Origin of the sequence: Pseudomonas sp. GM55 (genome assembly GCF_000282395.1) — a bacterium.
GTDB classification, from domain to species: Bacteria; Pseudomonadota; Gammaproteobacteria; order Pseudomonadales; family Pseudomonadaceae; genus Aquipseudomonas; species Aquipseudomonas fluorescens_CC.
The window spans coordinates 19798-41606 of record NZ_AKJJ01000099.1 but is presented as its reverse complement, the minus strand read 5'-3'; the positions used below and the strand labels follow the sequence as shown (position 1 = coordinate 41606).

General features: G+C 55.9%; 22 protein-coding genes and 3 pseudogenes. 12 read left to right on the top strand and 13 right to left on the bottom strand.

Features of this window, described 5'->3' with window-relative positions; all coding sequences use genetic code 11:
- Window positions 1-306 precede the first annotated feature (306 nt).
- Together PMI31_RS23045 and ptrR are read right to left on the bottom strand one after the other, a co-directional pair.
- Entirely contained in the window at window positions 307-2511 is a 2205-nt protein-coding gene (locus PMI31_RS23045) for an OsmC domain/YcaO domain-containing protein (RefSeq protein WP_008021248.1), read from the bottom strand.
- A 77-nt stretch (window positions 2512-2588) separates the two neighbouring features.
- The gene (gene ptrR / locus PMI31_RS23040; protein WP_008021246.1) at window positions 2589-3467 is read right to left on the bottom strand and encodes a putrescine utilization regulator PtrR; all 879 of its coding nucleotides are present in this window, start codon (window positions 3465-3467) and stop codon (window positions 2589-2591) included.
- Between the two features lie 100 nt (window positions 3468-3567).
- Between ptrR and PMI31_RS23035 the strand changes: the two genes are divergently transcribed.
- Window positions 3568-4959 (top strand): aldehyde dehydrogenase family protein, encoded by a 1392-nt coding sequence (locus tag PMI31_RS23035; RefSeq protein WP_008021244.1) that lies wholly within the window; start codon window positions 3568-3570, stop codon window positions 4957-4959.
- A gap of 179 nt (window positions 4960-5138) precedes the next feature.
- Here PMI31_RS23035 and PMI31_RS31475 read toward each other — a convergent pair whose 3' ends face one another.
- Window positions 5139-5369 (bottom strand): hypothetical protein, encoded by a 231-nt coding sequence (locus PMI31_RS31475; RefSeq protein WP_008021237.1) that lies wholly within the window; start codon window positions 5367-5369, stop codon window positions 5139-5141.
- Between the two features lie 535 nt (window positions 5370-5904).
- On the opposite strand from PMI31_RS31475, the pseudogene PMI31_RS30330 reads away from it, so the two are divergent.
- Window positions 5905-6075: pseudogene (locus tag PMI31_RS30330) on the top strand (ubiquinol oxidase subunit II); the annotation flags it as partial.
- Window positions 6076-6812: 737 nt separating this feature from the next.
- Complete coding sequence (locus PMI31_RS23025) at window positions 6813-7193, top strand: hypothetical protein (RefSeq protein WP_008021228.1); 381 nt, start codon at window positions 6813-6815, stop codon at window positions 7191-7193.
- Window positions 7194-7283: 90 nt separating this feature from the next.
- Here PMI31_RS23025 and PMI31_RS23020 read toward each other — a convergent pair whose 3' ends face one another.
- Entirely contained in the window at window positions 7284-7805 is a 522-nt protein-coding gene (locus PMI31_RS23020) for a DUF3016 domain-containing protein (RefSeq protein WP_008021227.1), read from the bottom strand.
- A gap of 383 nt (window positions 7806-8188) precedes the next feature.
- On the opposite strand from PMI31_RS23020, the gene PMI31_RS23015 reads away from it, so the two are divergent.
- Window positions 8189-8401 (top strand): hypothetical protein, encoded by a 213-nt coding sequence (locus PMI31_RS23015; RefSeq protein ID WP_008021224.1) that lies wholly within the window; start codon window positions 8189-8191, stop codon window positions 8399-8401.
- A gap of 185 nt (window positions 8402-8586) precedes the next feature.
- Here PMI31_RS23015 and PMI31_RS23010 read toward each other — a convergent pair whose 3' ends face one another.
- Window positions 8587-9318: a metallophosphoesterase gene (locus PMI31_RS23010; RefSeq protein WP_008021221.1), complete on the bottom strand. Its 732-nt coding sequence runs from the start codon at window positions 9316-9318 to the stop codon at window positions 8587-8589.
- 20 nt (window positions 9319-9338) lie between these two features.
- A pseudogene (locus PMI31_RS23005) lies at window positions 9339-9531 on the bottom strand (hypothetical protein); the annotation flags it as partial.
- A gap of 29 nt (window positions 9532-9560) precedes the next feature.
- On the opposite strand from PMI31_RS23005, the pseudogene PMI31_RS31465 reads away from it, so the two are divergent.
- Window positions 9561-9776, top strand: a pseudogene (locus PMI31_RS31465) (hypothetical protein); the annotation flags it as partial.
- A 91-nt stretch (window positions 9777-9867) separates the two neighbouring features.
- On the opposite strand, the gene PMI31_RS22995 reads toward PMI31_RS31465, so the two are convergent.
- On the bottom strand, window positions 9868-10185 hold the full coding sequence (locus tag PMI31_RS22995; RefSeq protein ID WP_043302592.1) for a hypothetical protein: 318 nt from the start codon (window positions 10183-10185) through the stop codon (window positions 9868-9870).
- 363 nt (window positions 10186-10548) lie between these two features.
- On the opposite strand from PMI31_RS22995, the gene PMI31_RS30325 reads away from it, so the two are divergent.
- The 5 genes from PMI31_RS30325 (at window position 10549) to PMI31_RS22970 (ending at window position 15318) form a co-directional block, all read left to right on the top strand.
- Window positions 10549-10905: a hypothetical protein gene (locus tag PMI31_RS30325; protein ID WP_081500344.1), complete on the top strand. Its 357-nt coding sequence runs from the start codon at window positions 10549-10551 to the stop codon at window positions 10903-10905.
- A 588-nt stretch (window positions 10906-11493) separates the two neighbouring features.
- Window positions 11494-11769, top strand: a complete 276-nt coding sequence (locus PMI31_RS22990; RefSeq protein WP_008021213.1) for a hypothetical protein — start codon at window positions 11494-11496, stop codon at window positions 11767-11769.
- Window positions 11766-13820, top strand: coding sequence for an acyltransferase family protein (locus PMI31_RS22985; protein WP_008021211.1), 2055 nt, complete (start codon window positions 11766-11768; stop codon window positions 13818-13820). The genes PMI31_RS22990 and PMI31_RS22985 overlap by 4 nt, the downstream gene beginning before the upstream one ends.
- A 616-nt stretch (window positions 13821-14436) precedes the next feature.
- The gene (locus PMI31_RS22975; protein WP_008021209.1) at window positions 14437-14898 is read left to right on the top strand and encodes a hypothetical protein; all 462 of its coding nucleotides are present in this window, start codon (window positions 14437-14439) and stop codon (window positions 14896-14898) included.
- An 81-nt stretch (window positions 14899-14979) separates the two neighbouring features.
- Window positions 14980-15318: a hypothetical protein gene (locus tag PMI31_RS22970; protein ID WP_008021207.1), complete on the top strand. Its 339-nt coding sequence runs from the start codon at window positions 14980-14982 to the stop codon at window positions 15316-15318.
- On the opposite strand, the gene PMI31_RS22965 is transcribed toward PMI31_RS22970, so the two are convergent.
- On the bottom strand, window positions 15315-15626 hold the full coding sequence (locus PMI31_RS22965; protein ID WP_238539314.1) for a hypothetical protein: 312 nt from the start codon (window positions 15624-15626) through the stop codon (window positions 15315-15317). The genes PMI31_RS22970 and PMI31_RS22965 overlap by 4 nt on opposite strands.
- Window positions 15627-15722: 96 nt before the next feature.
- On the opposite strand from PMI31_RS22965, the gene PMI31_RS30980 reads away from it, so the two are divergent.
- Window positions 15723-15881: a hypothetical protein gene (locus tag PMI31_RS30980; protein ID WP_238539313.1), complete on the top strand. Its 159-nt coding sequence runs from the start codon at window positions 15723-15725 to the stop codon at window positions 15879-15881.
- Here PMI31_RS30980 and PMI31_RS30865 read toward each other — a convergent pair.
- The gene (locus PMI31_RS30865) at window positions 15872-16444 is read right to left on the bottom strand and encodes a hypothetical protein (RefSeq protein WP_162130442.1); all 573 of its coding nucleotides are present in this window, start codon (window positions 16442-16444) and stop codon (window positions 15872-15874) included. The genes PMI31_RS30980 and PMI31_RS30865 overlap by 10 nt on opposite strands.
- Before the next feature lie 131 nt (window positions 16445-16575).
- Between PMI31_RS30865 and PMI31_RS22945 the strand changes: the two genes are divergently transcribed.
- Window positions 16576-18054: a glycosyltransferase family 9 protein gene (locus PMI31_RS22945; RefSeq protein ID WP_008021201.1), complete on the top strand. Its 1479-nt coding sequence runs from the start codon at window positions 16576-16578 to the stop codon at window positions 18052-18054.
- 72 nt (window positions 18055-18126) lie between these two features.
- On the opposite strand, the gene PMI31_RS22940 is transcribed toward PMI31_RS22945, so the two are convergent.
- From PMI31_RS22940 to PMI31_RS22925, 4 genes are read right to left on the bottom strand one after another with little or no spacing between them, the layout of a single operon-like run.
- Complete coding sequence (locus tag PMI31_RS22940) at window positions 18127-18750, bottom strand: glycosyltransferase (RefSeq protein WP_238539311.1); 624 nt, start codon at window positions 18748-18750, stop codon at window positions 18127-18129.
- Window positions 18751-18779: 29 nt separating this feature from the next.
- On the bottom strand, window positions 18780-19904 hold the full coding sequence (locus PMI31_RS22935) for a hypothetical protein (protein WP_008021196.1): 1125 nt from the start codon (window positions 19902-19904) through the stop codon (window positions 18780-18782).
- Between the two features lie 8 nt (window positions 19905-19912).
- Window positions 19913-20770: a histidinol-phosphatase gene (locus tag PMI31_RS22930; RefSeq protein ID WP_008021195.1), complete on the bottom strand. Its 858-nt coding sequence runs from the start codon at window positions 20768-20770 to the stop codon at window positions 19913-19915.
- Window positions 20767-21795: a radical SAM protein gene (locus tag PMI31_RS22925; protein WP_008021193.1), complete on the bottom strand. Its 1029-nt coding sequence runs from the start codon at window positions 21793-21795 to the stop codon at window positions 20767-20769. The genes PMI31_RS22930 and PMI31_RS22925 overlap by 4 nt, the downstream gene beginning before the upstream one ends.
- Window positions 21796-21809: the final 14 nt, after the last annotated feature.

Genomic DNA, 21809 nt, shown 5'->3' with positions numbered 1-21809 from the left:
TGCGTAACTCTTTGTTTATCAAGGAGTTTTCCGTTTCGACTGCGCCGGAAGTGGGGCGAATTATAGGCCTCCAGAATCTGCCGTCAAGCACTGATTCCGGTTTTCTATCAATCACTTGCAGAAAGCACCAGCCCCTCCCTGTTTGAGCTTGATAGAGGAGCCAAAACGCGCCTTCTATATAGAAGGACTTCCTCCTCGACAGCCATTGCCCCTGACATAGGCAAAAAATCGAGAGCATCACGCGAAGACGATTGACTGGCCGCCAAAAATCAAAAAAGCACCCAAGGTGCTTTTTTGATATCGCCATCAACTAAATAAAGCCGCCACGCTGGCCCGCGCCGTGTGCAGTTTCTTGTAGCTGTCGATCAGCCGAAGATGCCTGTCGAGCCCTTCCAGTTTCATGCTCGTCGGCGTCAGACCGTAGAAACGTACACTGCCATCCACGGACCCTATCGCCGCGTCCATCCGCTCGTTACCGAACATCCGGCGGAAGTTGACCTCGTAGTCGCCCAGTTCCAGATCATCGTCCAGCTGCATTTCCAGCACGACGTTCACCGCTTGATAAAACAACCCGCGCTCGACGGTGTTGTCGTTGTATTGCAAGAAGGCTTCCACCAGATCCTTCGCCTGTTCAAACTTCTGCAAGGCGAGATAAATCAGCAACCGCAGCTCCAGGATCGTCAATTTGCCCCAAGGCGTGTTGTCGTCGAACTCGATGCCGATCAAAGTGGTGATGTCGGTGTAATCATCCAGCTCACTGTTTTCCAGACCCTTGGCCAGCGTTCTCAGGCCGACTTTGCTCAGGCTGTGCAGGTTGAGAATGTCAGCGCGGAACTGCAGCGCTTTGTTGGTGTTATCCCAGATCAAATCTTCTACCGGGTAAATCTCCGAGTAGTCCGGCACCAGAATGCGACAGGCCTTGGCACCGATGTGCTCATAGACCGCCATGTACACTTCTTTGCCCATGTCTTCGAGAATGCCGAACAAGGTCGCGGCCTCCTCGGCATTGGAGTTTTCGCCCTGACCGGAAAAATCCCACTCAACGAATTCGAAATCCGGTTTTGCACTGAAGAAGCGCCACGAGACCACACCGCTGGAATCGATAAAGTGCTCGACGAAGTTGTTCGGCTCAGTCACTGCCTGACCTTCGAAGGTCGGCTGAGGCAGATCGTTCAGGCCTTCAAAACTGCGCCCTTGCAACAGCTCCGTCAGGCTGCGCTCCAGCGCCACTTCCAGGCTTGGGTGCGCGCCGAACGAGGCAAACACGCCACCGGTACGCGGGTTCATCAAGGTGACACACATCACCGGGAACTCCCCGCCCAGCGACGCATCCTTGACCAGCACCGGGAAGCCCTGCTCTTCCAGGGCCTGGATACCCGCCAGAATGCCCGGGTACTTGGCCAGCACTTCCTGCGGCACATCCGGCAGGGCCATTTCGCCTTCGAGGATTTCGCGTTTGACCGCGCGCTCGAAGATTTCCGACAGGCACTGCACCTGCGCTTCGGCCAGCGTGTTGCCGGCGCTCATGCCATTACTCAGGAACAGGTTTTCGATCAGGTTGGACGGGAAGTACACCACCTCATTGTCCGACTGGCGTACAAAGGGTAGCGAACAAATACCGCGCTGGGTGTTGCCGGAGTTGGTGTCGTACAGATGCGAGCCACGCAACTCGCCGTCCCGGTCGTAAATCTTCAGGCAGTACTCGTCGAGGATTTCAGACGGCAGTTCGTCCTTCGGGCCAGGCTTGAACCAGCGCTCGTCCGGGTAATGTACAAACGCCGCGTTGGCGATGTCCTCACCCCAGAATTGATCGTTGTAGAAGAAATTGCAGTTGAGCCGCTCGATAAACTCGCCCAGTGCCGATGCCAGCGCGCCTTCTTTGGTCGCGCCTTTGCCGTTGGTAAAACACATCGGCGAGTGCGCATCGCGAATATGCAGTGACCACACATTGGGAACGATATTGCGCCACGAAGCGATTTCAATCTTCATGCCCAGGTCGGCCAGGATGCCCGACATGTTGGCGATGGTTTGCTCCAGTGGCAGGTCCTTGCCCACAATGTAGGTGCCCGCCTCGCCAGTCGAGTGCGGCATCAGCAACGCCTGGGCATCGGCGTCGAGATTTTCGACCTCTTCAATCACAAACTCAGGCCCGGTTTGCACCACCTTCTTTACCGTACAACGGTCGATGGAGCGCAAAATCCCCTGACGGTCCTTGGCGGAGATGTCCGCCGGCAATTCGACCTGAATCTTGAAAATCTGGTTGTAGCGGTTTTCCGGGTCAACAATGTTGTTCTGCGACAGGCGGATATTTTCGGTGGGGATATTGCGGGTTTCGCAATACAACTTCACGAAGTACGCCGCACACAACGCCGACGAAGCCAGGAAGTAATCGAACGGACCTGGTGCCGAGCCATCGCCCTTGTAGCGAATGGGTTGATCGGCAATCACCGTGAAGTCGTCGAACTTGGCCTCAAGTCGAAGGTTGTCGAGAAAGTTGACCTTGATTTCCATGCGTGCTTACCAGAATAACGAGCTATACGATTTGGCCGCCATTATCCGGTTTTTCAGCACAGACCGTTAACTTTCCGCTACTTTTCGACCAACACCACCCCGCGCTCCTCAAGCAAGCGCACAAACATCGTCAGGCTCTGCGACACCGTCCCCCTGCGCCACACCAGCCAGGTGCGTAAATAGCGGAACGACTCCGACAATGGCCAGACACTGACGGTTGCGCACCCTGGCATGCTTTCGAGCATGCTGCGGGGCATCAGCGCCAGGCCGGCACCGGCGCTGACGCAGGCCAGCATGCCGTGATAGGACTCCATTTCGAAAATCTTGCCGGGCACCGCCGCGCCATTGGCGAACCAGCTTTCGAAATGATGGCGATAGGAGCAGTTGGAGCGGAATGCATAGATGTTTTCGCCATTCACATCCTTCGCCTGGTGAATCGGGTCATGATTGAGAGGCGCGATCAAGACCATTTCCTCCTCGAATGCCGGCACCCCTTCCAGCGCCGGGTGCAATACCGGACCATCGACAAATGCAGCGGCCAACCGCCCTGACAGCACACCATCGATCATGGTCCCGGAAGGCCCGGTGGACAGGTCCAGTTCGACCTTGGCGTGCTTCTGGTTATAGGCGGCCAATAGCTCGGGAATACGGACCGCCGCAGTACTTTCCAGCGAACCCAGGGCGAATGCTCCTTGTGGTTCTTCACCCGCCACTGTGGCGCGGGCCTCCTGGACCAGGTCGAGAATGCGTCGAGCGTAATCCAGAAAGCTCCAGCCGGCCGGCGATAGGCGCAGGCGGCTCTTCTCGCGGATAAACAGGTCCACCCCCAGGTCCAGCTCAAGCTGCTTGATTCTGGTCGTGAGATTCGATGGCACCCGGTGGATATGCTGGGCGGCCACGCTAATGCTGCCGTGCTCGGCGACAGCCTTGAAAATTTCGAGCTGAACCAGATCCAAGTCATTCTCCAAACGTGAACGTTATGCTCAGTATTATTCAGTTTCCATAAAACATATACCCCAATAACCTGAGCACATCCCCACCTCGCAGGACGGTGCCATGACCAACGTTTCCAGCCTTACCCATGCCATTTCGATCAACCCGACTACCGGCGAACAGATCGGCCAGTACCCTTTCGAATCCGATTCAGCATTGCAGGCCACGCTGACGCGGGCCGCTACCGGGTTTCGTAGCTGGCGCAGTAAACCGGTTGAACAACGCGCACAGCTTTTGATCAACCTCGGCCAGGCCTTGCGCAACAATGCAGAGGCCATGGCGAACATGATCACCCGGGAAATGGGCAAGCCGATAACCCAAGCCCGTGGTGAAATTGAAAAATGCGCACAGCTCTGCGAGTGGTACGCCGAACATGGCCCCGCCATGCTGAGCCCGGAACCGACCCTGGTTGAAGGCGGCAAGGCACGCATTGAATATCGCCCGCTCGGCCCGATTCTCGCCGTCATGCCGTGGAACTTCCCCATCTGGCAAGTCCTGCGCGGCGCGGTCCCCACCCTGCTCGCCGGCAATACCTACGTGCTCAAGCACGCGCCAAACGTCATGGGCAGCGCCTGCCTGCTGCTGGAAGCCTTCAAGCAAGCAGACTTTCCTCAAGGTGTTTTCGAGGTCATCAATGTCACGCCGGAGGGTGTATCCAAAGCGATCGCCGATCCACGCATCGCAGCTGTCACCCTCACCGGTAGCGTCCGTGCGGGCATGGCCATTGGTGCTCAGGCTGGAGCAGCGCTGAAGAAATGCGTATTGGAACTGGGCGGCTCCGACCCGTTTATCGTGCTCGACGACGCAGACCTCGATGAGGCGGTAAAAGCCGCCGTGATCGGGCGCTATCAGAACACCGGACAAGTCTGCGCCGCCGCCAAACGCCTGATTGTCGAGCAAGGCATTGCCCGGGAATTTACCCGCAGGTTCGTCGAGGCGACCCAAAAACTGGTCGTCGGTGATCCACTGGCCAGCAACACCTACATCGGCCCGATGGCTCGCTTCGATCTGCGCGACGAACTGGATCAACAGGTGCGCGACACACTGGAAGAAGGCGCGACATTGCTGATGGGTGGAAAGAAGGCTGAAGGCCCCGGCAATTACTATGAGCCAACGGTACTCGGCGACGTGACTGATCGGATGACATCATTCAAACAGGAGTTGTTTGGCCCTGTGGCTTCAATCATCACGGCCCGAGACGCAGCCCATGCGCTGGAGCTGGCCAATGACAGTGAATTCGGCCTCACCGCCACCCTCTACACACGCAATGTCGAACTCGCCCGGCAGATGGCCGGCGAACTTGAAACCGGCGGCGTGTTCATCAACGGCTATAGCGCCAGCGATCCGCGTGTCAGCTTTGGTGGAGTGAAGAAGAGTGGCTTTGGCCGGGAGCTCTCGCATTTCGGGGTGCGCGAGTTCTGTAATGCACAAACGGTCTGGCTGGATCGGCGCTAAGGGCTCTGTAGGAGCGAGCTTGCTCGCGATGGACGTGAGGGCGCCGTGTTTATCCAGGCAGCCATCATTATCGTTAACGACCATCGCGAGCCAGCTCGCTCCTACAGAAACAGCGCTAGCTCAATGAGCGGGAGGGATCAGGGCGGAAATCATCCGCCCTGAAAGAGACGCTAAAAGTATCAATCGTCTCTGTCGTCGCGATCGCGATAATGGCGGTGGTAGCGATCATAGTCGCGACGATCATATCGACGATTATAACCTTGATCATCGTCATTCCCTTGGTCGTATCCACGACGATAATCATGATCATAATCTCGGCCGTACCGCCCACCGTCTTCCCAGTGAGGGCCGCAGCCTCCCAGCAAGAGCGAACCTGAAATGGCCAAGATCATCATTACTGCGCGCTTCATTTGAACGTCCTGAATGGTCAGAGCTACAGAGGCGGTTGTCACTCTCCGAGAATTTCATCCGGGCAGTATTCAACCGTAATTATGACCACTCAGTGACTCAATGATTCATTTGTGAAATACAGCAATCCAAAAACTGTCGCCTCAGGGCAAGCAACCCCTACCAGGAGCGGTCGGTGCAACAAAGCCGCTACTGTCTCCATAAATGGGGCATTACACCCACCCCACCGAGCGTTTACCACCTGATTTGAGGAATATTCCCCACTCCCCCTTTCTCTGGCTCGAAACGCTCAGAAGCAGTTTATTAATTAAGTTGAACTTTTTTTCGCCCTATTGAAATGGCTCATTAGTTGCACAGCACCCCTCGTACCCGCAATAGCTGTCGTCCCGGACATCATGGAGACGACGGGGCTGGCCAGATCCGGCATGACGCGAGGGGTGAAAAATGAAACACGTGAAATCACCATGCAGCTCCGTCACCTCGCTGCCCAGGTCAAGCCTGCCCTGTCCGATGCGTCTTACCCTGACAACCGCCAACCCGAACATCATCCCGCCATCCGTCAGCCTTTGGTCAGCGACATTACCTGCCACCAGTCAGCTGTTCGCCCTGACTGGCGCACTGTTCATCCTGCCGATTCTCCTGATGAACACCTTCTGCAGCTATTTCGTGCTCTCCGGAAAAGTGAGGATTGATGATGTCTTCCACTGATAAATCAATTGCTCGAATCACGAATAGGCCGATACCCCGTTATAAGCAGGTCGCTCAGTTGAGCCTAATGTTTATAGCGTTGCTGATTGCGCTGGCGTTGTCGACTGTACTGGCGATGGAGTTGACCCTTGGAGCGCTCTGACTGCTGTCCTCGACCTACGAGCATCCACCGACTGAATCAATGATGTCGTTTCCAGCATACGCAACAACTAAGCCCTTACCGCCTTCATAGCAGAAATCCTTCATACCGAACGCTCATCGCTTGGCCTGCAAGGTTGAGGTTCCCGCTGAATAGTCCCCGGCGGTCACCATGGTCGTGCTTTGGTCTGTGAACTTGTCCTTACTGCCAGTGGCTTTCCAGACAGCCCCTGTGCACCCACTCAGCACCACGGTGGCGATAGCAGGAACAGTAATTCCTTTCATAACCTTCTCCAATGCAGCAATGGAACGACTTTGACAGAGTCATTCTGTTTTCGATTGCCAATCTCCCTGCGCCTCGCCAATCAAAGCCCGGCACTGGGCTTTTCGTATCTGCCCTGTCACGCCTTCGTCACACCTGCCAGGCACAATGCAGTCAGCCAAAGGGATTTGGCCCATCTACAGAAAGCCCGGCCAGTGCCGGGCTTTTTCGTAATTCTCCATTAGTCGGGCAACAGGCGTCCCCCGTCCTCAGGTCGTTGACGACCCCGTCCCGCTGACGTTGAATTTTCTTGCAGCTAATGCAGGGAGGTTACCGCATGGCAAAAATAACTATTCTGGCCGGGGATTTCCTTGAGGGATGTGCGGTATTTGAACCTGGCTTCATAACGATACAAACGGCGGTTTATCCATGGCCTGGCCTGAAGATTGCCACCTCCGAAATACTCGACACCCTGGTGGTCAGTGAAACTTCGTACCGGGACGTATCGAGTGCTGTCGGTTTAGGGTTGGCTGGAGCATTGGCTCTCGGTCCGATTGGAGCTGTCGCCGGTGTGATGTTGGCAGACGATGAGGTCGAGCTGACCTTTTCGATGCAGCTGAGGGATGGAAGGTCGCTTCTCTGCGCCGCTGAGAAACGCACTTACCGAGACATCGAGACAGCAATAGGCAAGCAGGCGATAACAAAACACTTCAAATAGCATTGAATGTGCAGCCCGCAACATTCTTGAGCCCGGTCTAAAGCCGGGCTTTTCGTTTCTGGCCCATGCCTCCCATGCCGGACGGGTGATTCAATTCAACCCGGTCTGATGTTGCCCGGCGAATTGTCTGTGGAACCAGTCCGAGAGCATGGCCTTCTCGGAGTAGAGTCTGTCACTTCTGTTGGCGCGCCCCGGACGCTGGAGGTAGAGCTGATCCATGACCCTGGCGTCGGCCTGGCTCACGATCTGGCCGTTTTGTTTGAGCACGTAATGTAGATCGATGCTCGGCCAGGTAATGTCGCGCATGAAGCGCACCTGATAGGCATTTAGCCTCCAGGGTTCGTAACGACCGGCCAGATCGATGTTACGTATTTCAATTTGCAGCTGCTGGCCGGCTGGCAGGTACCGCTCGCCAAGCTTCTGGATGTAGCTGCGCAGCTCTTTCATGACATAAGCATCGGCACCACGTTCATAACCCGGACTGTCCAGGCTGGCATCGCTGAATTTTTCGGGGTTCTTGAATTCGACTTCGACCGAAGACGCTGCGGTGGCAAGTGGCGCCATAAACAGCGCGACCAGTGCGATCGAGGTGCAACCGGGTATTGAGCGCATGGCTCACCTCCACGTGCAGCGCTTTTCAGTGCATGCTGCACCGCGTTTAGTTTACGCCTGAGGTGCATGTCAGGGCACTGACGTGATCTATGGCCCGTCTCCCAGGTGGCGACCTCATCCGACGGATCAGCGCTACATCGCAGACAGGCGGCCACTCAGCAGGCTTTTTTTCATTCCAGCGACATGCTTTTCACGAAACGCTCACAGAATGGAGCGCAGATTAAACGAACAAAAGGATTTGACCCCACACAAAAAGCCCGCCACTGCGCGGGCTTTTTGCTGCCTGCTAAGCTATGGCTCAAGAGCGCTGCGTTTAGTCAGTAAACACGCGGCATCGTTAACGACCATCGCGAGCAAGCTCGCTCCTACAGGAGGATCAAGCCATGCCAACCAACGACCTCGTCCCTTCCCTGATCTACAAACTCAACGAAAACCAACTCGCCATAGCGGCGGCTGTGGAAGATCTGTCCGTTTGGATTGAACAGCTGCATGGGCCCGCTGAAGATGGAGCCAGAATCCGCAACTCACTGACCAAACTGGATGAAAACCTGGAATTCATCACGCGCGGGGTCGCCGAGTTGTTGAATGATCGATAGCTCTGTTGGGGGCCTGCCCTCCTCGCGATGACCAAACAACGTCGTTCCTTTTCCGCTGAATTCAAACGCAAGGCCACAGGCCGGGCTGCAAACAACCTGCCCCATGCGAAACGGGACGAATGATGTTGCACAGACTGGGTTGTCGCACTTCTTCGGGTTACGTGGTTTTGGGGCAATACTCATGACTATTCCTCCCAATCCCAACTGAGCTTCGGATCAATGGCCGGGTAGGCCTGGAGGGTATGCAGATTCAGCAGGGTGAAGTGGCCGTCCATCCAGCCGCCAGTGTCGATGTGGTAGACGTTGCCGAGAACTGCTGGCTGGCGCACTGGTGTATGACCAACCACAACAGCCCTGACCCCGCTAACAACTTGGGAGCTTTCTTCATAAATACGCTTCCTCGACCATTGGGCCATCGCTGCAACGTGAGCAGCTTCCACGGGGCTTCCCTGCTCGATCGCCCATACGAATTCATTCCAGTGGTCATATGGGCAGTCGGCATGGACGATCCCGATTAGGCCCGCTGGCGTCCACACTTCGATCACCAGTGGCAAGTCGGCCAACAGCTCGGAATACCAAGCTTGCTCAACTGACGAGCGCGCATAGAGCCAAGAACCACCGTTGATGAGGTGCATTACCTTCATGCGACCTTCAGGATCTGTACGGTAGGCATCTACTGCCATCTGCTCATGATTTCCGCGCACGGCGTGAAACCATGGCTTGACCAGCCATGAGTCAACCTGCTCCGACTCCGGCCCGCGATCCACTAGATCGCCGACGCTGAAAAGCCGGTCAACATCAGGACTGAACCGAACTGCATCCAGGGCGACCTGCAACCTGGAGAAGCAACCATGGATATCACCAACCGCAAAGTCCCGGCCGATTTCGTTGATTTTGAAGCGATCAATCCGGTTCATGCCATCACCTCGCCCAGCAGATCGGTGGTGTCGCCGATCTGCGTCATTTCGGCAACACGCTGGTAAAGGGCAACCCAGAGGGCGTTCTGGTCGAGAGTGCGGTCCTTGCCCGGACGCAGAGAGACCACGACGTATTTCTTGTCCCGGAACATGGTGTTCAGCTTCGTGAGAGCCTCAGTGAGCTTGGCTGTTAACGCTGATTTTATCAGTCATTGCGCCGCCCTCTTCGCTTCCGGTTCACTATGAGAAAACGCAAGTCCAACAACATGCGCGCCCGGATAGAGCGATCCTGCCGGGCAGTGCTCAGCACGAACCACGTCGCTGTGGTGAACATCGATCCCAGCGGTCGCCAGGGCATGATCAACTGGAAGAACTGCAAGAACATACCGCCCGGTCAGCGCATCGCCGACGCAATCTGCGACTTTGCCCACCGCTGGACGATCTACCTCGATGTGATGGAGCTGCGCAGGATTGATGTTGGATAGGAGCAGTTGTAGTTTCGCCATCGACTACTGCGCCGTACTCCAAGGCGTGCATTCGCAGATACGATCACGACCCTACGTGCGAAAGCTCTTCGTCAATGAATCGCTCTGCCTTCTTCGCAGCGGTTGTCGCAAACTCGTAACAGACCCAGAAGTCCTGCTCCGTGACGGATGCAGAGCCCTGCAAGTTTTCCAGGCAGCGCGTTAATGCATGCTTTATCAAGCCATCATTCAGGACATTGCGGGCTGCCTCTTCACCTTCAACCGCTCGAATGGCCGCTTCGATTTCTTCGACCTGCTCAATCTTTGCCGCCAGCACGACCTTGGCGAACTCATCTCGCTCCATGATTTTGGTCCAAGAGTGATCAACTATCAGCGTTTTCATTAGTAGTCCCCTGTCTTCCGGACTCATGCCAAGCATTCAAGCAATAGCCCAAAAACTCGAATCACGCCAGCCCGGGCAAGCCTCGGCATAGGACGCCCCATGCCCACAGAAAACAAACCGGCAGACCCGTTCGGCCGAAACGGTCGCACCTTTCACACTCATCTGAGTGTGCGCTGCGCACTATGCGAATTCAGCAAGCACCCACTCAAAGGCATGCTCCGCTTTGAGGATGGCAGTGAATGCCCATGATCTGGTATCAATGGAGTGATCATCGGCCTCACCTTTTGTCGCAAGTCGATTGACTGACAGGGGCCTTGGGAGCTCAGTAATCAGCCGGCTAAACATGATCAGAAGAGAAACACCATGTCGAAAATTACAGTGATATCCGGTGACTTTCTGGCAGGTGATGCCGAATTTCAATCCGGAAGGTTCACTCTAAAATCCGCATTAAAACCTTCTCGCGAATTAACGATATCCATTTCAAAACTAGTAGCCTTGGAAACAGCAACCGAAGAAGTCGTAAATAAGAAAGGAAGTGTTATTCGATGGAGCCTGGCTGGAGCATTGCTTTTAGGGCCGATTGGACTAGTTGCGGGCTGGTTGCTATGTGATAAAGAAAAGGAAATAACCTTCTACGCAAAATTCAAGGATGGCCGCTCCCTTCTTGCTACAACTGATATCGACACTTACTCCAAAATCTCTGCCTCTCCCCTCAAGTAACACTACTCCCCCTCCCTTCAAAGTCAGCCGCTAAAGCGGCAAGGACGAAGTCATGCCTGAAGAAACTGATTTGATTCAGTGACAATTATGCGGGCGCTGGGGCTGACAGCAGGTCAGCGGCATTTAGACGATGAGCCGAATCGCAAACGTGCGAACAAGCAGCAAGACCTGCAAAAAGCCTCACGAGATGCGGAAGATGAGCCACTACTGGCATGAACGACACGAAGTGAGGGGTCCAGGTAGTGCGCTGGCTGGTGGGGGGTATATGTGGGGGTATTTTTCAGACATGAAAAAGCCGAATCTTTTCAGGTTGGGCTAAGTCATTGAAAAATATGGTCAGGACGGAGTGATTCGAACACTCGCCCCCTGGCACCCCATGCATGCAGAGATCGCTGGAGCCTGCCAAACACAAGGCTTTGCGCTAGGCGCTCGCTGCAACGATGCCCAACAGTGCGCAACCGTGCTTTACAAGGTCACTCGAAAAGTCACTGAGCCATTTTGCCCCCTCCCCGGCGTCCTGCCGACCGTACCCTACCCCTCTTTACGATTGACCACTGCCAGGTTGAAATCTCCACGGAGAATTTCGCGATGCCAGATTCAGATCTGCTCCCTTCCCTACTTTACAAACTCCACGAAAATCAACTCGCCCTGGAAGCCGCCATACTGGAGCTTTCGAACTGGGTCGAGCAGCGCGGATCAGTCGACATCGCCGACAACGCGCGCAGCGCCCCGCCCCCGTTCGGCGTTCCGTCGAAATTAACTGCCATCCAGATCTGCACTCCTTTTGTAACGGACTTGTACCGCGTAGGATACGCGCGCATCAGAACAGGCCTGATATTACAAGTGGAGCACAACCAACAATGACGTCTCTCGCCGAACCGGCCAGCCCGCTATTGACCCAAACTACCCACAGCACGAAATACCGGCCGGATATCGATGGACTGCGCGCAATCGCAGTCCTGTCCGTTGTCGGCTTCCATGCATTTCCAGTTTGGGTCACTGGCGGCTTTATCGGCGTAGACATTTTCTTCGTCATTTCCGGCTACCTGATCACGACGATTCTGCTCGAAGGCCTGGCACGCGGGAAATTCAGCATTCCTGAATTCTATGCCCGACGCGTCAACCGTATCTTTCCCGCCCTGCTGACGGTGATGATCGCCAGCTACGCGTTTGGTTGGCTGACACTGTTCCCCGATGAGTTCCAGCAGCTCGGCAAACACCTTGCTGGCGGCTCTGCTTTTATATCCAACCTGGTTCTGTGGAACGAAAGCGGGTACTTCGATACGTCGGCCGAGATAAAGCCGTTGCTGCATCTATGGTCATTGGGCATTGAAGAGCAGTACTACATCTTCTGGCCGGTGATCATGTGGGCCGCATGGAAAAAACAGTTCAACCTGCTGACTATCGCGGTGCTGTTGCTCGGCGCGTCGTTCGCCCTGAACATGGAGAGCATCAGGGAAAACCCTACGTTCACTTTCTATATGCCTCAGACTCGTTGCTGGGAGCTGTTGATCGGCTCCGTGCTGGCCTACCTGTCGCTCTATAAAATCTCGGTATTTGATAAAGCTTTTGAGGCAACTGACCGCTTTTTAGCCACAATCATTCACAAGCCGGTTCCGGTAGCGGACGGCCACACAATCAGAAACGTCCTGTCCTTTATCGGGCTGGGCCTCATTGCCTACGGCCTGGCAACCATCACCAAGGACGACCAATTTCCCGGGTGGCGCGCAATTTTTCCAACGGTCGGTACCGCGTTGATCATCGCCGCCGGCTCACGGTCGTGGCTAAATCGCTCGATACTTTCCAACAAACTGATGGTGTGGGTCGGCCTGATCAGCTTCCCGCTGTACCTGTGGCACTGGCCTCTTTTGGCATTCGCCCGCATCATTCAGGGCGATGTACCATCCCGAGACATCAGAATTGCGGCCGTGTTCACCGCTATCATTTTAGCTTGGCTGACATATCGCTTTCTTGAGCGCCCTTTACGAAACAATCAAAGTAAATTCAAAACTCCTATTCTTGTTATCCTGATGGCGAGCATCGGAGGCGTGGGTTTTGCAACTTTCAATCTTGGTGGACTGCCTGAACGCAAGGCAGTCAAAGGCGCGGAAGAGTTCAATAGCCAATTTGTAGGGCCGATATGGAAATTCACCAAAAATGATATATGTATCAATCGATACCAGTTTAAAGAGGCCGAGTCATATGGCTGGTGGTTTTGCATTACAAATAGAGATGAAAAACCAACCCTGCTCTTGTTAGGCAACAGCTACGCAAACCATTTGTTCCCTGGGCTTGCGGCGGAAGACAAAATAAAAAATCAAACCATTCTTTCCATCGGTGCCTGCGCTCCAAACATGGGAGACCCATCCGATGAAAACACACCAACAACCATAGTTCCGTGCTCTGGTTCTCGGGCCTACCACCAGAAGCTTTTGATCAACAGCATCATAGAAAAAGACAAAACAATAAAATATGCAATCCTTGATGGCCTCGATCCGCGACCAGACAGCAAAGCTATTACAACAATTGAAGAGCGCATAGCCTATCTGGAAAGCAATGGAATTAAAGTCATAGTTTTTGTTCCTCACATTACAGCAAACCATGACCTAAAAGGCTGCTTTTCTCGCCCACTTAAAAGTGGACCAGCGTCTTGCGACATTAGCCCACAAGCTAGAGAAACAGCACTCAATGATTTCAAACCGTTAGCCGATGAGATTTCAAGCAAACACCCAACCGTACAATTTTTCGATCAGAATGAATTATTTTGTAACTTTCTTGGCTGCTCATTTATAAAAAATGGCATGCCTTTGTTTAGGGATGAATACAGTCATTACTCAGAGTACGCGAGTACAGAGTTGGCAAAAATATTTGTGAAGTGGGCGGAAAAAAATGCACCGGGAATATTAGAAAAATAAATTAATGCCATGTGCTGATGCAGGATTAGACTGCATCAGCCAGCTGTTAATTTCTCGGCTACCGCGTTACTTCACGCACGTAACCCTGGCACGCCGCCAACACGATCAATCCGTGTTCGGCATTTTAATTTTCGCCGAGTGAAATGCAGGCTTGCTCACAGGTCAGCCCCTGGCTCTGGCGTGCTCAGCAATTGCCGCTGGCCTCACTGGCTGCGAGTCGACGGGCAAGGTTGTCAGCTGCGAGCTGCACGCCGTCAGCAGAAGCACGAGCGGCAGCAGCATCAGCCGTCGCTTGATCGATGAAGCGTTGAGCATCTTGAACCGCCTTGGTAGGCCTGCTCTTGGGTGCGCTCGGCGGCCTCGTTGAGCACCCTTGCCTCTGCGTCCTGGGTGTCGCGGGCATTGAGCAGCAGCGACTGAGCGCGGAATCAATCAACGAACGAGTCGCCCAATACTTGGCGACTGGAGGGCAGATCGCCCAACTTGAAAGCCCGCCGCGCAAGCCGCTGCCACCTCCCCGCTCTCAGAAAATAGATCCTGAGACGGTCCTCAAGCGCAAACCCAAAGGCTTGAATTGGGCCGAGCGCCAAGCGCTACGCAAAATGGCGAATTCACTATGAGCAAGCGAAAGCCCAACAACATGCGGGGCCGGATTGAGCGATCCTGCCGGGCGCTGCTCAGCACCAACCACATCGGTGTGGTGCAGATCGATCCCAGCGGCCGCCAGGGCATGATCAACTGGAAGAACTGCAAGAACATACCGCCCGGCCAGCGTATCGCCGATGCTGTCTGCGACTTTGCTCACCGCAGGACGATCTATCTCAGCGTACAGTGTCGCGATCAATTAGGGCACCGCTACACTAAATCAGTAGAGGTTGCTCCCCAAAGCAACTATCTGGCCGCGCACCTCGAAGACGTGATCGAGGAAACCTACAAAGACTTGATCGCCGAGAGCAATCCGAATCATCGGGTCGCTTCGGGCTGGATCGCCATCCCCGCCGAGATCTCGCTGACTGAAGAGCAGGCCGCACGGGTGTTCGACGCCGTGGGTGTCTGGAGTCAGCAGAGGGCAGCATGAGAAGCATCAGTAACCAGGTGCGTCAGCGCCGACGACAGACATGGCTGGATATACCGGCCCACGGAATTGAAGAGGCAGGCCATGGCCGAGGAACAGCAGGAGCCGACGGCGGAAGCCATCAAGCAGCGCAAGAAGTGCGGGAAGGAAGCAGCCAGGAACGCCGTGCTGGGCATCGAGAAGTTCACGGTTGAGGTCGCCGGAATATTCAAGCCGGACCTCAAGCGGGTTATGCAACAGCACGGCATCAACAACCAACAAGACATTCACCAGCGACTGCTGATCAACCTGATCAACGCCGAGTTCGATACCGCTGCGCGCATGATTCGCCGTGTCACGACCCCCTATGAGATTCCAGAAAAGGTATCGCGGTCGTTTCACGAGCAGAGTTTGGCCGAACTGGCGCGCGCCCCGGAGACCTAACGAGCGATACTCGGTGATTGTTTTGTCCAGAGGATGCTTATCGCATCTGTTTCAAGCGTCAGGTTGTTACCGACCCTGAGCCAGAACAGAATGTCGTTAGGCGTTGATACACTGAAAAAGATCCAGTGCCCCACCCCATCAGCCTTTTCCTCTACGCCTGCAACGTACAACGCGACCTCGCTTTCGCTAAGTTCCAAGGCATCGGAGATTTCTCGCTGTGTCGGCTTTCTTACGCTGCTCATAGTGAAATCCATTTCTTGAACAAAGTGCTGAAAGCATAGCTGAACACCGAAACCTGGAATCTCCACCTGTCGCTTCCGGTAACGGAGGGCTGCGCCTGATTGCTGTGTTGTGGCTGACAGGGACTGGGTGAGCGCCACGACTTCGAGGAATGGCAGGAAACGGTGTCGACGTTCCTGATCAACCTCGCCGCTGCGCCCGCGGAAGTGTCCGCTCGTTTCGCCACCATGTCGCGACCTGAAATCGTCGTTACCGAAAAGCAGTCGCGGCAGCTTGAAGGCTTCACCAAGACTGGCGTCGATCCGCAAATAGATCAGTTGTAGTTTATAAATGGTACTTGGTTGTGAATCTTCAACAGCGACGCCATTCTCGCTTGAATATCCTGATCATCTGCAACTGAAGCGGACCACGCATCAACTGCATCTGCGATCTCCAAACAGAATTCGTCTACTTGAAGTTGAAGAGTTTTGCCCATTTGGTTCCGGTGAATCGAATTGTCATTGCCGTTTTCGTAAATCGTTCCACCTTCCCCTCCTTGTTCCAGCGCCATACCGGGCCGAACACAAATACCCCACTTCAACGAATCACGCCAGCCGGCGAGGCAGGTGCCTGACTGGAGATAGTCATGAGCATCCCCGTGAACGCTTTGAAAGATGACGAGCTTTTGCACTATGCCGCGCTGGATCCTGGCGCTGCAGCCGAACTCACCCGGCGCATTGCCGACAACAGCATTGACCCGAGCGCTGAGCGCGAAGAGTTGCGAGAGGACATTCGCCAACTCGAAAGCCGCGTCGAGGACAGCGACGATGAGCTGGACAATCTTCGAGATGGCGCGGAGGAAGCCTGCACCTGGATCAAGCGAGTATTCCCACTCTGCTTCGGCCAACAACCATTTGTGGCCCCGTAGCGTTCGCCCGATAGAAGATGTTAGCTCTTGCATGCAGCCCAAAAAAGGGGCTTGCTATTACACCGAATCCATCACTGGCATCGCCGATCTGTGGCATTAGTTGTTCCTGCATGTCAGTCCTGCGGAAAATCCGAAAATCAATCGCGCGTTTCTTGATTTGCCAACTGGCAGACCGGCCTCCGATAGCGTCGCCCTTGAGCGGCCGGCTGCACATCGTGGTCCCGAGATGGGATGCCAAGCTGGGTGACTCGATAGTCTCGTCCTTCTTCTTTCGCGAAGCTCGAAAGTTGAATGCTCAGGTAACCGTGTTGACGGTGGCGGAGCTTGCGACCCTGCATGCTCAGGACTTCGGAGTGGACCGCGTTATCGTCACCGGTGCGAACCCCAGGGTTGCGCAACTGCGCAACATTGCGCGTCAACTGGGCCCTGTGGATGTGGTGGTTCATCTGGTCGGCAGAGTCCAGCCCGCAGAAATTATGTTTCTACATTGGCTGCGGCCGTCACGGGTGTATTCCCTGGATGACGACTTACGCTGTGTCAACCGCAAGTTTGGCGCGGCAACGGCAGGCCAGGGTTTCCCCGAACGCTTCGAGCGAGTGCTGCTGGACCTGGGCGCAAAGGCGGTCGAGCGCCAGTACATTATCCCCCTCCCGACCGTGTTTCACGGCGCCGCTGATGCGCCGCAGATACTGGTCAACACCTATGCAAGCCGACCGGACAAGGGCCTGTCCTTCAATACGGCAGTCATGCTGCTGCGCGCCGTAGCCGATGCCTACCCAGGGAAGTCTGTCGGGATCCTGTGCAGCCCCGTTTCCCGGGCAGACGCACAGCGCCTGGAAACCACCGTCGCCCGGCACAATGTCCGCGCGCTCAACGACCTGGACACACCCCAGGACGCCGCAGGCTACATAAGCCATGCACACGCAGTGATCAGTGTCGATACCGCGATCGTGCACATGGCCGTCGGCCTGGAAACCCGGTTGGTTGCCATCTACCCCTACATGGGAGACGAACATAATCCTTGGTTACCGCCCCCCTCAACCAAAACAATAGTGGTCTACAGCTGTCAAAACGTGCAGCAGTACCGCCGTACCGGGCAGAAGAACATGAACGCGTTTTCCATCGAAGAGGTGGTCACAGGCCTGGACAGGCTATTGTCGACCGAAACAGAAACAGACCGCCTGATCACACTCCACGCACGCATCGTTCCAGGCCTGGGCGTCGCGACCGGCACCCTCGCCCGCCAACTGCCCCTTATCAGCCAGGGGTTCCCTGAAGTCGGCGGGTGTCACCCTGGGACAATCAACCTGCTGCTCGAGCGTCCCCTTGTCGTGACCAGGCCCGATCACCGGACCGCGCCGCTCGCCTGGACGCCGAGTGGAAGGACCATCGAAGTGTTCGACCTGGTGCGGATAGCACTGGAGTTCGACCACTCGCCACGCCGCGTGCCCGCATGGTTATACATCGCCCACGGTTCCCCCCACAGGCAAACCCCGAGCACTCACGAAGTGATTGCTGAAGCTTTGGACCTGGATGGCATACAAGACTGCCGTGTTCATCTTCCTGCAAACGCAGTGACACTGACGTAGAACTATGCCCATGGGGGTCATCGCTCACACCACGCGATCAGTCGAGACGTCTCGCCAAGCCAATACGTCGGGTCAGGTTCGATGTGCAGGAACAGCTTGGCCATCAACGAGCCTTCTGCGAGAAAGTCTGCAACTGACCCGGCGCATCACGTCACAACTGCCGAAGTTGTATAGCGGGCGGTAGCCGGGGTCGACAACGCTGGGAGGGATCAGCACCAACTCGCCGGGCCTTCGCGCCACAATGTCCTTGATACCCCCAGGGTTGCCCCAGGCGTGCACTCCGCCAGCCAGCCCGGCTTCCAGTGCCTGGGCAAGCAACTTATTACCCGCCCTGGACGCGAAGATGCATTCGCTATACCAGTGCAGCTTGCTGCTCAGTCCTGTTGGAAACAGCAGGCTCGTCGGATCACGCAAAAAAATACTGTCCGCGTCCACCCAGGCACCGCCATGTCGGTGAACGAACGCCATGCGTATTAGATCGCTCTTGGCAATGATCGCCTCGATGCCCTCTGCCAAGTTGAAGGCCAGGGGTTCAAACCCCCAGTCTTTGCCAAGGATGCTCGCGTCAATGAAGTCTGGGACTGTACGCGGGGTCAGCAGCAGGAATTTCTCGCCCAGGGCCCTCTGGGTCGAAACCAGCGCCAACGCTATATAAGGCGGCATCGAATGCTCATGGGCCGTTTCCCAATAACTCACATAACGGACGTCCCCACCCTCGCTGCCGCTCAATCCCAGACCGCCATGCCATCGGGGCGCAGTAAACCGGCGTCGACGAGATGGCGCTTGAGTATGGCCAAGGATGGGGCGCACTCAGGCTGATCGAGGAATTCATTGCCCAGCGCAGCCTTATACAGATGCAACCAATTCTTGGCAGGCACCCGTGGCAGGAACGCCGCGAGGCCGGCGCTGTTGTCCTTGGAAAACACCAGGCGTAGCGTGCGCAGGATCGGCCGGTAATCCGGCTCGGACAGCAGCGCAGCGAGGGTGTCGTCGAGCCGGTGCGTGATCACGACCTTGTTCAGCCGCTCCTCGACTGTGGCATCGGCAAGCGCCACCCCTGGGTCAATGGCCACCGGGTAAATCGACTGGAACGACTTCGCACCGTTGAGTATGGACTCGTAGAGCACCTTGTCCGCCGTCGAACCGGTGACCAGCACATCGTCGCCAAAGATCACATGCACCCCGCTCCAGCGGTAGAAGTTCTCGGCGGGAATGACATGATCCTGCACCCGATTAACGCGCTCGCGCTCTTCGGTGCTCAGGCTGGCGTAGTTCTCGCAAGGCGGCGCGATCCGCGGCAGCTTGACGTTGATGATCGTGGGCAAGTTCATATGTGCCAGCTTGACGTTGATCTCGCTGACCACGATCTCATAGAGCACGTTCGCCGTGGACGGTACATTGCGCCAACCGGTGGTCATCATCACCACGTTGTCACCACCGGCCTTGGCTGTGCGAAACAGCCGAGCCCAATGGGATTCAGGTTCGTCCAATTGCGCGCACCAGTACTCGATGACCAACCGGGCCAGGTGGCGAATATCCTGAATGCTTCCATATTTCGCGCGGCTGTAAATCGCCACCAGCGCCGAGGCATCAGCATCGGTAGCCATGTCGCGGAACGAACCCGCGCCATCCGGCGTCAAGCAGTACAAGGCATGGCCGCCGAAGACCGAGGCATACCGGGGCATGCTGATCAGCTCGCGCGACAGCAGGTCAGCGGCGAATGCGCGAAACCCCAGCTTCACATCCTCGGGGCGGATCGGTGCCAGGGCCTGTTCAAACTCATCCAACTGGGTTTCTACGGGGGCGTTTGCAATTTCGCGCCAACAGATCGGGGGCGGAGCTTCGGTCATGGTCATGTTCACGGTTGAATCAATCCATCGGTAGCGGTCACGGTTGCGGCCAAAGTTCCCAGAGGGACATCAACTCTGCGGCGACGCTCGTAATAGCAGATGTTCTGCAAGCCAAGTGGTTGCAGCGTTTCGAGCAATTCACTGATTCCTGCGCCGGCATCTCGCGGGTCATGGGTATCAGAGCCGACGGTGAATGCCGCATGATGCTCGATCAGTTGCGGCAACAAGGTGCGCGACGGGTAGGACCAGAGCCCATGCACCTCACGCCCCGATTCCACGTCCAGGCTCGATTTGCGAATGCCAGAAGCGTTCAGCTCATACGCGACGCCGTTGCGCGCGAACAACGGCAGCAAGGGCTCGAAACGGCGCAGGATGACCTCTTCGTGGACACCTCGCAACAGGGTGTCAGCATGTCCCACGGCATCAAACAGGCCACTTTCCAGCAGGGCCTGCAGATCAGCGAAATAACGATCCAGGAAGTTTTTTGCGGCCAGCCGCGGCAGTTCCCACACCTTCACCATGGGCTCGCCGGGTACTTCGACGTAGTGGATGGAGCCGATGACGAAGTCCAACTCGTGGCGGGCCAGCAAGGCACGGTTGTAGACATCGGAGTCCGGCATATAGTCGAACTCAAGGCCACGCAGGATCTTGATTTCTCCCTGATACGCCCGCTGCGCCCGTTCGATATCGGCAAAGTAACTGTCGAGTTCGGACTCCAGCAGGCGGTTGTCAGAATCCACCGGAAAAGGCGCGTGGTCGGTGATGGTCAGGACCTGTACACCGGCCGTGATCGACGCCCGGACAAGCTCATCGACCGTGCCAATCGCATGTTTCGAATAGAAGGTATGGCTGTGGGAGTCGATCATGCGCACACCATCTGTTCAAGCAGGCCGTCGTGGTTCACCAACTCCTTGACCAGCCAGTAAGGATTGTTCGCTTTCGCCACGATCGACTGCACCAGCTCGCGGTCGTCAAACCGGGCCAGCAGGTCCGTCAGCGGCTGGGTATACAACGCCCGTGCCAAGGGGGTCTCGCGGATATGGGTGGCCAGGTGCTCCCAGCGCACGCGATCAAAATGGATGTTGCCCAGACGCTGATTCTCGATGCCGTAGAGGTACAGATCACCGTTGGGCTTCACCGTCAGGTCCATTCCATTGGCAAGTGGCGGCTTGTTCAGGCTGCCAAAGGTAAAGCGCTTGTTGACCTTGGTCTCGATGGCCTGGATGTAGTCAAACAGGTCCAGATAGCCCGCAGGTGTGCCTGATGCGGGGTGGACGAGGTTCTTGTAGTCGATGCCGAATGAATCGCCGCCTACCTTCAGCACATCCTCCAGCGCATTGCAGGGTTCGATGGATGCGTGAATACCCCAGCGTGCCAATTCGGTGACCAGGAAGTCACGGGTGAATTCCCGGTCCGTATCGATGGAGCGAAACGAAAAGCTCAGCCCGGCCGGGCGACGAGTGCGCAGGTAGTCCAGACTGAGACCGTGGGCGCGCCACTTCACTTTCTCGATGTGGTGGCTGTCGGCGCTCAAGCGGATGTTGCAGGTGTCGCCGTTGCTCAACACGATCTGGTTGGTGGTGTCATAAAAGTCGAGCATTTTGTCATGGGGGAAGAACCCGCTGGTGATGAACTCGAACGCCTTCCCGCCGTTGGAAAGTTGAAGGATTTCGTGGAATACCTTGGTGTTATTGAGAGGCTCGCCTTCCCCGCTGATGGAGATGCGCTTGACCTCAGGGGCATTTATCAGGGCCGCCAGGTTTTCGCGGGCGAGCGTCGAAAGCTCCATGCCAATGCCTGTCTTGTGCTTGTCCGCATACATGCAGAATGCACAGCCGATGCCGCATATCTGGGTGATGTCGATGTAAAGTAGATGACCTTGCAGATCCATGCCTGAATTGCCTT